The 12,643-nt window shown below is 63.2% G+C and carries 8 protein-coding genes; 4 read left to right on the forward strand and 4 right to left on the reverse strand.

Annotated features, from left to right (window positions below):
• Positions 1 to 42 precede the first annotated feature (42 nt).
• Both ACSEXS_RS10710 and ACSEXS_RS10715 read right to left on the reverse strand, forming a co-directional pair.
• On the reverse strand, positions 43 to 4,029 hold the full coding sequence (locus ACSEXS_RS10710) for a glycoside hydrolase family 2 TIM barrel-domain containing protein (protein ID WP_438433220.1): 3,987 nt from the start codon (positions 4,027 to 4,029) through the stop codon (positions 43 to 45).
• A gap of 46 nt (positions 4,030 to 4,075) precedes the next feature.
• A complete protein-coding gene (locus tag ACSEXS_RS10715) occupies positions 4,076 to 4,714 on the reverse strand; it encodes a hypothetical protein (RefSeq protein ID WP_438433221.1) in 639 nt (212 codons plus the stop codon).
• Positions 4,715 to 4,814: 100 nt separating this feature from the next.
• Here ACSEXS_RS10715 and ACSEXS_RS10720 point away from each other — a divergent pair, with 100 nt between their 5' ends.
• Positions 4,815 to 5,705, forward strand: a complete 891-nt coding sequence (locus ACSEXS_RS10720; protein ID WP_438433222.1) for a helix-turn-helix domain-containing protein — start codon at positions 4,815 to 4,817, stop codon at positions 5,703 to 5,705.
• Positions 5,706 to 5,896: 191 nt separating this feature from the next.
• Here the strand turns inward: ACSEXS_RS10720 and ACSEXS_RS10725 are convergent, their stop codons facing one another.
• Positions 5,897 to 6,817 (reverse strand): helix-turn-helix domain-containing protein, encoded by a 921-nt coding sequence (locus ACSEXS_RS10725; protein WP_438433223.1) that lies wholly within the window; start codon positions 6,815 to 6,817, stop codon positions 5,897 to 5,899.
• Between the two features lie 156 nt (positions 6,818 to 6,973).
• On the opposite strand from ACSEXS_RS10725, the gene ACSEXS_RS10730 reads away from it, so the two are divergent.
• Positions 6,974 to 8,950 carry an alpha-amylase family protein gene (locus ACSEXS_RS10730; protein WP_438433224.1) on the forward strand — a complete coding sequence of 659 codons (1,977 nt, stop codon included), beginning with the start codon at positions 6,974 to 6,976 and terminating at the stop codon, positions 8,948 to 8,950.
• A gap of 25 nt (positions 8,951 to 8,975) precedes the next feature.
• On the forward strand, positions 8,976 to 10,112 hold the full coding sequence (locus ACSEXS_RS10735) for a serine hydrolase domain-containing protein (protein ID WP_438433225.1): 1,137 nt from the start codon (positions 8,976 to 8,978) through the stop codon (positions 10,110 to 10,112).
• Between the two features lie 257 nt (positions 10,113 to 10,369).
• Here the strand turns inward: ACSEXS_RS10735 and ACSEXS_RS10740 are convergent, their stop codons facing one another.
• Entirely contained in the window at positions 10,370 to 11,503 is a 1,134-nt protein-coding gene (locus ACSEXS_RS10740) for a glycoside hydrolase family 88 protein (RefSeq protein ID WP_438433226.1), read from the reverse strand.
• A gap of 121 nt (positions 11,504 to 11,624) precedes the next feature.
• Here ACSEXS_RS10740 and ACSEXS_RS10745 point away from each other — a divergent pair, with 121 nt between their 5' ends.
• On the forward strand, positions 11,625 to 12,506 hold the full coding sequence (locus ACSEXS_RS10745; RefSeq protein WP_438433227.1) for a helix-turn-helix domain-containing protein: 882 nt from the start codon (positions 11,625 to 11,627) through the stop codon (positions 12,504 to 12,506).
• Positions 12,507 to 12,643 lie beyond the last annotated feature (137 nt).

Consider the following 12,643-nt stretch of genomic DNA (forward strand, 5'->3'; position numbering starts at 1 on the left):
GTTCTGTATCGATTTTAGTATTCGGGGAAATGGGACTGCGGATCACTTGGGCTCGACTTCGTCCAGGGTCAATCGGTATTGAAGATGGCGCATGTACGAGCCGTCCGGGTTCTTAAAGATCAGCCCGATGCGGAATTCGTCCTGCGGGCTCTGCACGATGGCGATTAGCCGGTTCATTCCGGGTTGCAGGACGATGTGCCGCTCGGGATCGGCGACCCGGCTGCCGTTGAGGTAAATGTCGCAATCGCAGGCGGTGTTCACCTGCAGCCGTCCTTCGCGGGTGCGCCCGGACGGGTCGAGCTGGTGAACGAAGCAGCTCAGGAACCAGGGATCGCCCTTTGCGTCCCGGACGCGGAAGCTGCCGTCGGTCCGGCTGCGCTCCTTCTTCTGCATCCACCCGTAGAGCCCTTCGCCGAGGTTGTTGAGCGAGAATTCGGGATCGGTGTAATAAGCCTTCATCTCGTTGTAATCGAGATGGGGACGGCAGGGGAGGGCCATCACCGTCTCCACGGCCCATTCGGCGTCTCCCTTGGCGGAGGCCAACAGCCCGTCGGCGAAGGAAGCGCCCAGATTCGCCAGCAACCGGGTATACAGGCGGACGGCCTTGTCGCTCTCCGGCTCGGGCAGGAGCTGGGAGAGGAGAATCCGCCCCGAGCCCGCATCGGCCTGAAGAACGAAGGGCTCTGCCGGACCGGCCTTGTCCCGGTTCATCTCCACCAGCGCCACCCGGCTGTATTCGTCCGTGTATGGACCGATGAAATAATCCTTCCAGGCGGTGCCTTCCACGCTGACGCACAGGGCTTGCGTGTCCTCCGCCGTCAGGCTGTGCAGCGCCAGCGGCCGGTTGACCACCTCGCGCGGCGACAGGAACACCTTGTCGAAGCCGAACAGGTCCACCGGGCTGAAGCCCCGGACTGCGGATGGCGAGCCGGCGGCTTCGAGGTGATAAGTCTCGTGTTCCCGGATGGCGACGGGCCGCGCGAGCAGCGCAGACAGCGCGGCCTCCTGCCCGGGCTCGGCCGGGAGCAGAACGACGGTTCCGCCGCGGCGGGCGTAGTCCTTGAGCGCCTCGGCCGCGGCGGGGTCGAGCAGCAGCCGGGGCTCGGCGACGATTACCCCCCAGCCGTCCAGCGGCCGGGTTACGGTCACGGCGTCCGGCAGGAGATCGAAGGACAAGTCCAATGCGTTCAAGAAGGCCTCGGCGCGGCTGCCGGGCTGCACGAGGGCTGCCGTGCGGACGTGATCCGTCCGGGCCTCTCCGGCGTAGGCCAACAGGTTCCGGAGCAGCAGGAGGGCCTGCGGCACGCGATGGATGTTGTCCATCAGCTCGAGCTGGTTGGCGAGGAAGCCTCCCTTGCCGCTGCGGTATTCCAGCAGCGGCGACCACAGATCGCCGCCGTCGCCGAAGTCGCCTGCGCTGCATTCCAGGATCAGGGTGAAGTCGCCCTTCACCGGCTTCTCGAACGCCGCATGGGTGATCGGCAGCGGGCCTTCCTCCCGCAGCTCCTCGTGCCAGAACATCAGGTCCTCGCTGCCGAGGCCGCGGAGGACGGGATGCTCATAGCTTCCGCCATGCGCCCGAAGGAAGTCCTGCCGGGAAATCGCCAGCCGGCCGAGCGAGACATGGAGCTGCTCCAGGAGCAGCAGGCGGCCGCCCCGGGCGACGAAGGCCTGGAGCTCCCGCTCCAGCTGCCCGTCGGCATCCTCCAGCTTGCTGCCGGCTACCAGCAGATGATCCGGCGCGAGCGATCCGATGTCCCCGACGGCAATCCGCTTGCAGCCGGGAACCAGTGCGGCGATAGGGGCATAATCGCGGTCGCCGCCGACATAGGCGGCCGGCCGTCCCATCGCGACGGGCTCGATCTTCAAGCGGGAAGGATACAGCTTATACGTCCGGTTCAGCTCATGCACTGGCTCGTCGTCGTGGTAGAGGACGGCCTGCAGGTGAAGCGCCGCCGTCTCCGCCACCGGCTCGGGCGTCCAAACCGTCGTCACCGTTTGACGGTCGGCCGGCTCCTGCGGGAAATGGAACGTCTCCCGATGCACCGTCCGGCCCTCCTGCCGGATGACGCATTCCACGCGGACGCGGCGGGCGTGCAGCGTGTCGTTGTAAACGTCGAGGCTCCGCGAGATCGGCGCGTCGTCGAAGAACGAGCGGTTATACTCCGCCGGGATCAGCGTAGCGGGCTTGAAGGCGGCCGCCAGGATATCGAACGCCGGATTCTTCCGGTAAGCCGGGTAGCCTTCCGGCAGCAGGCCGTTGTTCAGCGTGAGCGAATAGCGCGGAACGAGCTTCGGTTTCGGTCCCGGCGTATCCAGGGCGACCGGCGGCAACGGAATATCCCGGTCCGGCATGGCTCGGAGAAAGTAGTGGGCGAAGTTAAAGGTGGAGATGCCGGAGACGCCTTGGCGGCGGGCATATTCGACGAACAGCCGCTCTTTCTCGGCAAGGCCCTTGCCGCACTCGTCCGTGTTCCGGTAGGCATCGAGCCCGACGTACATGCTGCTGTTCTGGGGGCAGATGTACCACCAACCGCCGTGCTCGCCGAAGACAAGCGGCACCTGGCGGTCCCACTGCGCGATGGTGCCGTCGATGTTGTAGTGGCGGCTTTCCACCTCGGTGTGCTCCTTGGCCAGCAGCCGGTTATCGCCTTCCGCAATCAGGGGGCGGGTGGGGTCCAGCTCTCCCATGATGTCCATCAGGGCGGGAATATGAAGCTTGAACCCGTCGCGGCCGTCCACCCAGCGCATTTCGTTCTGCACGCTCCACAGGATGACCGACGGGTGATTCCGGTCGCGCTCCACCAGCCTGCGGCAGTGGGCGCGGCAGTTCTCGAGATAGGCGGGGTGATCCGCCTGCATGGACTTGCCGGAGCCGTAGATGGCCGTCTCGTCGACGATCAGCATCCCTTCCTCGTCGGCGATGTCCAGGTAGTAGGTGGGATGCGGTTCGGCGTGCAGCCGGATGCAGTTGACGCCCGCTTCCTTGCACATTCGGTACCAAGTGCGGACGTAGTCCGGGTTCTGTTGAAGCGCGCCCTGGAAGTGCCAGGAATCGCCGCGCAGGTTGAGGGGCGTGCCGTTCAGCACGAAGCGCGGGCCTTCGGTCCACACCTCGCGGAAGCCGAACCGCTCCCGGCGGCGGTCTACGACCCGGTCGCCTTCCAGCAGGGTCAGGTCCAGTTCGTACAGGAACGGCCGATCCGGATTCCAGTGCGTCGCATTCTTCCATGCGAGCCGGAAGGACAGACGGCTCATCCGTCCGCCGTCCGCGGAGCCTTCGACCGGGGCCTCCGCCCGAAGCAGGGGAGAGGAGTCCGGCCGGTCGGCTTCCCGCACCGCCAAGACGGCCCGATACGACGGTCCCAGAGAGGCGGCGCGGGGATGATCCGCGCAAGCGCCGACTTCCAAGAGGCCCTCCCGGACGGAGGTGCGGATGGCGATATCCGCGAGCGAGACGGCGGGAAGGCTCTCCAGATAGACATCCTGCCAGAGGCCTCTCGCCAAGGCGCCGAACCAGGAACCGGCGAGGGCGGTGATTTTCGTCTGCCCGGACGGGATCGTTACCTTCTCGAAGCTCCCGCAGACGACATGCAGGTCGTGCTCGGACCCCGGCTTGACGAAGTCCGTCACCTCGACCCGAAGCGGCAGGTAGCCGTCCTCCCACAGGGCGATCCGGCGGCCGTCGAGGTAGACGGCCGCCTTTTGCATGATGCCGTCCAGCCGCAAGAAGATCCGCAGGCCCGGCTCCGTCATGGATTCGGGCAGCGTGAAGGTGCGATGGAGAACGCCCGCGTCCGCCTTCGCCCATTCCTTCGGGTAACCGAACACCTCATAAGGGGCATAGTCATGCTCGGGGATGACGCCGAACATTCGGCCGTTCGGCCGTTCATAGGCGCCTCTCCAGCTGGAAGGGACCCGGACGGGCTGCTCTTCATAGACAAGCTCGGCGGGAAGCCCGAAATCTGCTGCGCCCTCGTACAAGGGCATGAACTGCCATTCGCCGTTTAAGCAATGCGCGCTGACCATTTGGCTCGCTCCTTTTTTTCTACATGGTGGCTCGCAGTCGGAGCCGTCAAGCCCGGATAAGCAGGGGAATCTCCAGCCAGAATCGGGCGGAGCCCGTCTGTCCCTCCCACAGGAGGAAGTGGGAATTCAGCGTTCCCATCCAATCGGACGGCGTGTTGGCCGTGGAGAGCTTGCCGGCGTACGGAGCCGGTTCGACGGTGGCGGGACTCTCTGAATAAAAGAACATCAGGTTCTCGTGAAGGGCGATCACGCCGTATTTGTCGCCGTCGCCGGGTCGCTCCTCCTGGTACTGATAATGGTAGAAAATATAGCTCGAGATCAGCTCCGGATCGAGCCGGGCAAGCCGGGCGTAAGGCCGGGCCTCCGGGTTCGTGCGTCGCCAATGCGATTCGTCGACCGGCTGTTGGTAGTGAAAGATATCCGTCATCGGCGCCCAGCAGCGGAGGCTGTCCTCCCCCGGCCAATCCTCCAACACCTCTGCCGCATCGGGGAACAGGGCTTGAGGCTCCACGGGATCGGGTCCGCTTTCATAATAGAGGAACAGCATAGCGCCAGATCGGAACAAGCTGAGCTGCCGGGCGCCCTGCCGCTCCATCCGTGCTTCGAGAGCGGGCAGACCGGCGCGGAAGAAGGCTTCCGGATCGGCGTCCGGGCGGGACTGAGCGCGATAGTGATAGCGGTGCATACGTCACCTCCTGGTGGGGTTCGAACTTCACACCCCCATGTTACTGCATCCCGGGAAGGGCCGCCTTGACGATAGCGACCTTCGTTAGCATAATAGAGTCATGAATCGTATAAGCACTTACCGCGACCTGGGGTTGGAGCCGGATTTTATCTTCAATATCGAAAAATGCCCGCTCACCGAAGCGTTCAGCGTTCACAGCCACGACTATTCCGAGCTCGTTGTCATTCTGGACGGCAGTGCCGTGCATATCATCGAAGGAAGGGAGTACCCGATCTCAGCGGGACAGGTGTTTTTCATCCACGGCAACGTCTCCCACGGTTACAAGAACGTCGACCGGATTCAGTACGTTAACGTCATGTTCCACCCGGACCAGATCGTGCAACTGCCGGAATTGAAGCTGCTGCCCGGTTTCCAGGCGTTGTTCTATTTCGAGCCTTTTTATCGGAAGGAAATGAACTTCAAGGGCATGCTCTCCCTCGACGGAGAGCAGCTCGCAAGCGTCACCGCTCTGCTGGACACCCTTTTGGAGGAGTATGTGCGCAAATCGGACGGCTATCGGCTGATGATCCGGTCCTATTTCACTGCGCTCGTCGGCCTGCTGTCCCGCTGTTATGTCCAGAATTCCGGCTTCTCGGAGAACCGGGCGCTGCGGATCGCCGAATCGATCTCGTACCTGGAGGAGCATTTCACGCAGCCGCTGACGCTGCAGGAGCTGGCGGACCGGGCGTATTTGTCCAAAAGGCAGTTCCTCCGCGAATTCGCCCGCAACTTCCAGACGACTCCCATGGACTACGTCATCCGGCGGCGGCTGGAGCATTCCTGCGCCTTGCTGCGGAACGAACAGTTGTCGGTGCTGCAGGTGGCCCAAGAGAGCGGATTCCGCGACCAGAACTACTATGCGCGGCAGTTCCGAATGCGGTACGGCTGCTCGCCGACGGAATACCGGGAGCGGCATAAGCGGGGAGACTCGGGAGAAGGCGGGGATTTCTGAGCAGGCTTTCTCTTATTCGAAGTTCCGTTACCCGAGGAAAAACCGGCAGGGGCGTCCCTGCCGGTTTTTATCGTGGAGCGGTTCAGTCTGCCGCTTGCGGAATGGGACCGCGCCGGACGAGGGGCTCGATGCTATCCTGAATCGGGAAACGGACAAACCGCGTTCATACACAGTGCTTGCGCTCGATGCGATTACGTCCGGTTCGGACTTTGGTGCGAAGGTTGGCCAACGTTCGCGGGTTCCTCGCTGCCGCCCATCCGCGCAGTCCGGTACTGCCTGGGCGTGAGGCCGACCTGCGTTCGGAACAGGCGGATGAAGTAATTGGCGTTCTCGATCCCGACCTGCCCGCCGATCTCGGAGACGGACAAGCTCGTGTTTTCCAGCAGGGACTTGGCTTTCTTGATTTGCAGGTCGTGCAGGTATTGCAGAGGGCTCATGCCCGTATGCCGCTTCAGGCAGCGGGCCAGGTAATCGAAGTGGAAATGCAGCGCCTGCTCCATCCCCTTCGCATCGAAGGGGCGGGTCAGGTTCTGCTGGAGGTAAGCGATCACCTGGTCGCAGAGCAGCCGGGAGCGGGAAGCATGCCGCGTCCGTACCGACGCCTGCAGCTCCGTTAGCAGGCCGGCAAGCTGCGCTTGAAGCGGCAGGGAGGCGGCGGGGGACAGGGTTTCGTGCAGCTCCAACATCCGCTCCAGGTACGGCCGAATGTCGGCGATCGGCAGGCCGGCGCATTTGGGCAGGTACATCGCCTGCGCGTGCGGAGCTTCGTCGAGATTCGTTCCCTTGGCGAACGGGACGGACCAGGGAATGTCCTCGCTGTCCATCGTGCGGACGGGGGCCGGATGGACGAGATGAATCCAGTAGATTTCGGTCGTTTCCTCGCAGGGCCGGTGGCCGTAATGGGTCCGGTTCGGCTCCAGCACCAGCATCGAGCCCTCTTTGATGGCGTAGGGGATGCCGTCCTCCGTCATATACAAAGCGCCGCTTAAGACGAAGACGAGGTCGTAGACATTGAACGAGCGGCGAAAATGCTGCTGCCCCGGCTTCCAGAAGGAATGGCCGATGGTCACCAGCTGCGGCAGAGGTGGTATGGTGAGCTCCAGGCAGTTCACGGGGTCGCCTCTTTTCTTGGGTAATCGCTTCCATTGTATCATGGCTCAGGAGCCGGAAGGTAGAAATTGTGCGATAAAAAGTCGACGTTGAACCTAGCCGGTGCAGACTGTTCGGCCTATAGTGGAGGTATCCGATAGTAGAAGGGATGCGACAGCATGCGATTCCGTCAGGTTCATCTGGATTATCATACCTCCGAGGCGATTGCGCCGATCGGGACCCGGTTCGACAAGCGGCAGTTTCAGGAGATGCTGAAGCTGGGCCATGTGGATTCCATTACGCTTTTCTCCAAATGCCATCACGGCTGGGCTTATCACCCCACGGAAGCCAATAAGATTCACCCGGGGCTCGGCTTCGATCTGCTCGGGGCCATGATCGAGGCAGCCCATGAGATTGGGGTGAACACGCCGGTCTACCTGTCGGCCGGTCTGGATGAGCGGACAGCCCGCGAGCATCCGGAATGGCTGATTCGCGATATCCACGACCAGACAAACTGGGTCAAAAGCTTCCTGGAGCCCGGCTACCACCAATTCTGCATGAACTCCCCCTATCTGGACCTCCTGCTGGCCCAAATCCGGGAGGCCTTATCCCGCTACGACGCGGACGGTCTGTTCCTGGATATCGTCGGCGTGCGAAAATGCTACTGCCATACTTGTCTGGAGAGCATCCGCCGGGAAGGAAACGACCCGCGCGATGAAGAAGTAATGCGTAAGCTCTGGGAGAAGACTTACGCCACCTATACGGCCCGGGTGAAGGAGACGGTGGAAGCCGTCAAGCCGGGACTGCCGATCTTCCATAACGGCGGGCACATCCGGCGGGGACGCCGCGATCTGGCGTTCATGAACACCCACTTAGAGCTGGAATCGCTGCCGACCGGCGGCTGGGGCTACGACCATTTTCCGCTGTCGGCGCGGTACGTTCAGACGCTCGGGCTCGATTTTCTCGGCATGACCGGCAAGTTCCATACCGCCTGGGGGGAATTCGGCGGTTTCAAGCACCCGAACGCGCTCCGCTATGAAACGGCGCTCAGCCTCGCGAACGGCGCCCGCTGCTCGATCGGCGATCAGCTCCACCCCGACGGCCATATGGACGAGGCGACGTACCGGCTGATCGGCGAGGCTTACCGCGAGGTCGAGAGCAAGGAAGCCTGGTGCATGAAGGCGTCGAATGTCGCGGACGTGGCGCTGCTGTCCGTGGAAGCGACCGGCCTGCACCCCCAGGCCCAAGCGGAGCCGGGACGCGCGGCGGAGTCGGATGCCGGAGCGGGCCGGATGCTGCTCGAAGGCAAGTTTCTGTTCGATGTCATCGACAAGGAGCATGATTTCACCGCCTATCGGGTGATTGTGCTGCCGGACTACGTGGCGGTCGACACCCGGCTGAAGGCGAAGCTGGACGGCTTCCTCCGGCAGGGCGGCAAGCTGCTCGCCACCGGCTGGTCGGGACTCGATCCGGAAGGCAGCGGGTTCGCGCTGGACTTGGGAGTCGCCTATGCGGGCGTGAATCCGTACCGGCCCGATTACTTCCGGCCGCTGTTCAAGCCGGAGAACCTTGGAGAAGCGGCTTTCGTCTTCTACTCGCAGGGACAAAAGATCGAGCTGGCCGGAGGAACCGAGCTGGGACGCCGCGAAGACCCGTACTTCAACCGCGACGCGCTCGCCTTTTGCTCGCATCAGCATACGCCCTGCTCGTATGCGGACGGAGGTCCGGGCATGGTGGAGAGCGAGAACGGGATCTACATCGCTTGGAATGTGTTCGAGGATTACGCGACCAAGGGCAGCCTGATCCTGAAGGAAGCGGTCCATTTCGCGCTGAACCGCCTGCTTCCGGACAAGACGCTGAGAACCAATCTTCCGGCGCAGGGCGTAGCCACGCTGCAGGAGCAGAAGGACGAGAAGCGGCTGGTCAATCACTTGCTGTACGCCTCCCCGGTTCGGCGGGGAACGGGCGTCGAGGTGATCGAGGATATCGTGCCGCTGTACGGGATCGAGGTGGCGCTTCGCACGAACCGGCCCGTGAAGCGGGTGTACCTGGCTCCCCAGATGACCCCGCTGCCCTACCGGTTCGAAGACGGAACCGTCTCGTATACCATACCCAAGCTGGAATGTCACCAAATGGCGGTCGTGGAGTACGACTGACTCACACAACGAAGGACGGAGATTCATGGATTTCAAACCGCTGGCTCGGTTTATCGATCACATTACCGCTTGGCGGATTCCGTGGGCGGAGGTGCAGGTCCTGCACCGCAACGAGACGGTGTTCCGTTACCGCAACGGCTACGCCGATGTGGAGAAGAAGACGCCGATCGAAGGCGACCCGATCATTCACCTTTATTCGCTGACGAAGATGATGACCTGCACGGCAGCGCTCCAGCTCGTGGAAAAAGGGGCGATGCTGCTGAACGACCCGCTGGCGGACTACCTGCCGGACTATGCGGAGATGAACGTGCGGAAGACCCTGCCGGACGGGGAGGTCGTCCTCGAGAGGGCGCAGCGCCCCATTCGGGTGCGCGATCTGTTCACGATGTCGGCCGGCTTCTCCTACGATTTCGGCACACCCGCCATCCGCGAGCTCGCCGAACGGACCGGCGGCCGGGTGCCGACCCGGGAATTCGCCGCCGTGTTCGCCAAGGAGCCGCTGCTGTTCGAGCCCGGCACCCATTGGGCGTACAGCCTGTGCCACGATATTCTGGCGGCACTGGTCGAAACGGTGGACGGCCGGAGCTTCGGCACGTACGTCCGCGAGGAGATTACCGGACCGCTCGGAATGCGGGATACCGGCTTCGACCTGACGGACGAGCAGCTCTGCCGCTTGGCTCCGCAGTACGAGTTCAACGACGAGCTGGGCAAGCCGGTCCGCAAGGACGGGAACGGCTTCCGGCTCGGTACGGCCTATGAGAGCGGCGGAGCCGGACTCCTGTCGACCGTGAGCGACTACAGCCGGTTCCTGAACGCGCTGACGAACCGGGGAACGAGTCCGGACGGTGTGCGGATTCTCGCCCCCGCGACGGTGGACCTGATGCGGACGGACCACCTGACCGACGGCATGCGCGGCGATTACGCCTGGTCGCAGCTAGCCGGCTACGGGTACGGCCTCGGCGTCCGCACCCACGTCGCCCCGGCGGTAAGCGGATCGCTGAGCCCGCTCGGCGAATTCGGCTGGAGCGGCGCCGCCGGCTGCCTGGCGATTGTGGACCCGGATTCCGAGCTGACCGTCATGTACGCCCAGCATCTGTTGAACAACCAGGAGCCTTACGTGCATCCGCGTCTGCGGAACCTTGTCTATTCCTGCTTGGGTTGAGAAATGCGGTGGTGTCCCGTATGGGGATAGCCGCCGGCAAGCTTCCGCAAGCTCGCAAGAAAGGGCAGCGGAGCGAAATCGAAAAACGCCGCTGCATCCGCCCGAAAAGTTGCGGATGCAGCGGCGTTTTCTCTTATTCGGGAACGCGCAGAGGCGTCGGCTGGCTTCGAAGAGCTCTGCCAATCACCGGACGTCGGACGCCGGAACGCCCATTGTGGATATCAGTCGCCCGATGGCAGACACCGGGTGTCGAGCCGTTACCGTTCGTACCAGTACCCGGGGACTCCCCGCTCCAGCCGCATCAGCGCTTCCAGGTAGAAGTAATCGCCCCAGATGACGTAATCGTCGGGCGAGATACCGAGCCGGACCGCGTACGAACCGCGGTTCAGCAGGCCCTGGGCATCGGGTTCGCCCCGGGTCGAATAATGCTCGACGAGTCCCTGCACGATCCGTTCGGCCGTGCCCGCGAGCCATTCCCGGTCGGCGTCCTCCTCCGGGAGCAGGCTGGCGAGCTCCAGCATGCCGGATGCGGCAATGGCGGCGGCGGAGCTGTCGCGCTTCGTCTCCGGCACCTGGGGCACGTCGAAGTCCCAGTAAACGACTTGATCCTCGGGCAGCCGGTCGGCAAAATACCGAGCCAGCCGTTTGGAGGTGTCCAGCCACTCCGGATCGCCCAGATAGCGGTACGCCAAGGCGAAGCCATAGATACCCCAGGCTTGGCCCCGGGTCCAGGTCGAGCCGTCCTGGCTGCCTTGATGGGTTCCGCCCCGGACGGCCTCGCCCGTCGTCCGGTCGAAATAGAAGGTGTGGTACGAGGAAGCGTCTCCGCGGACCAGGAACCGGCGGCTCAGCTCGGTATGCCGCCGTGCAGCCTGTCGGTAGAGCTCGTGGCCGGTCTGCCCGGCGGCCCAGTGGAGAAGTGGCAGGTTCATCAGGCAGTCGATGATGATCCGGCCGCCGTTCTCGGGATCGTCCTTCGGGCCCCAAGCCTGGAGGAAGCCGGGAAGCTCCCGCCACCGCTCCATCAGCACATCCGCCGCTTCAAGCGTCCGGAGACGGGAATTCTCGTCCCGGTCGATGAGCCAATGAGCCTTCGTGGAGAGGGAATACAGGAAGCCGATATCGTGATGCTCCAGGCCCTCCCGTCGGTCCAGCCGCCGGCGGAAGCTGTCGAGGGCCGCGAGGGCGGCCTCCCGGAACCGGGGGTCGCCTGAGTATTCATAAGATAACCAGAGCATGCCCGTCCAGAAGCCTTGGGTCCAGTTATCGGTGTTGTCGGTCAGTTGGTAGACCCGGTCGCCTTGGGTGCTGGTCAGGGGAAATTGGCCGCCGAAGCGGTCGATGTTGCCGGACATTACGCGGAGCGCGTCTTCAATGGCTTGAGCCCACATGAGAGAATCCTCCATTTGATCGGGATGGGGTTGACTGCCCTCATTATAGCCGGACCCGGCCGCCCTGGGATGTGTTAAACTGTAACTAATTTGCGGTTCTTGCGAATGGAGAGTGGAGGGCTTGCCATCCTTTATCGAGCATATCACGCCGGAGAACGGCCGGTTTTTTCTCGCTTATCGGCAGGAGTGGAGCGAGCGAAGCTGGCTGAAGTTTCATGCCCATCAAGGTCTTGAATTGCTGTTCATCCATGAGGGAGTGGGAACGGTCGAGGTCGAGGGCCGGTCCTATCCGCTGGAAGCAGGAGCGCTGTTCTGCTTCCAGCCCTACCAACTGCACAAGGTAGAAGTCCCGTACCGAAGCGACGCCCGCTACGTCCGAACCAACCTGACCTTCGATCCGCGCATCCTCGAGCCTTACCTGGAGCCGTATCCGCAGCTTCGGGCGTTCCTCCGGTATCTGGTGAAGGGAACGCTGCCGACACCCAAATTTCCATTCCGGCAGGAGCTGTTCGCCGGACTGATCGAAAGCCATGCGGAGTCGGTCGCTTCGGCGGAAGAGGAGCCGGAGGAAGCCCGGATTCTGTTCCTGCTCGCGCTCTTCCGGCTGCTCCAGCTCACGGTTCCCGCCTTGGAGAAGCTTCCGGCGGAGGGCGGGGCCGTCAAGCCGGCCGCGCACATCGAAGCGATTCTGGATTGGATCGAGGGCCATTTCCGGAATCCGTTTCGTCTGGAGGAGCTGGCCGGAGACCTTCACCTCTCTTCGTACTACGTGTCCCACCTGTTCAAACAGTATACCGGCGTGGCCTTGTCCGATCACATCGCGGCGAGGCGAATCCGCGAGGCTTGCGTGCTGCTCGGAAGCACGGACAAGCCGGTGGAGCGGATCGCGCAGGAGGTCGGCGGCTTGAGCGCCCCTTATTTCGGCAAGCTGTTCAAGCGGCATAAGGGAATGACCCCGCTCGCTTACCGGTCGGCGGTGCGCTACTCCCCGATCGGCGGATGAGGGGGGCAAGGAGCAGGAGAGAATCGATCAAATTCCGGTCCGTATCCATCATTGTCCCGCCGTCTGGTCCGGGGTATGATCATCCTCGGGAGACTTGGGCCGGCGGACGCAAGAGCCGGCTGACCCTTATTCAACAG

The organism is Gorillibacterium terrae (assembly GCF_051594785.1).
Lineage (GTDB): Bacteria > Bacillota > Bacilli > Paenibacillales > NBRC-103111 > Gorillibacterium.

Excerpts from the sequence above, each read along its gene's own strand:
- ACSEXS_RS10710 (WP_438433220.1), bottom strand. The coding sequence starts at position 4,029 with ATGGTCAGCGCGCATTGCTTAAACGGCGAATGGCAGTTCATGCCCTTG.
- ACSEXS_RS10715 (WP_438433221.1), bottom strand. The coding sequence starts at position 4,714 with ATGCACCGCTATCACTATCGCGCTCAGTCCCGCCCGGACGCCGATCCG.
- ACSEXS_RS10720 (WP_438433222.1), top strand. The coding sequence starts at position 4,815 with ATGAATCGTATAAGCACTTACCGCGACCTGGGGTTGGAGCCGGATTTT.
- ACSEXS_RS10730 (WP_438433224.1), top strand. The coding sequence starts at position 6,974 with ATGCGATTCCGTCAGGTTCATCTGGATTATCATACCTCCGAGGCGATT.
- ACSEXS_RS10735 (WP_438433225.1), top strand. The coding sequence starts at position 8,976 with ATGGATTTCAAACCGCTGGCTCGGTTTATCGATCACATTACCGCTTGG.
- ACSEXS_RS10740 (WP_438433226.1), bottom strand. The coding sequence starts at position 11,503 with ATGTGGGCTCAAGCCATTGAAGACGCGCTCCGCGTAATGTCCGGCAAC.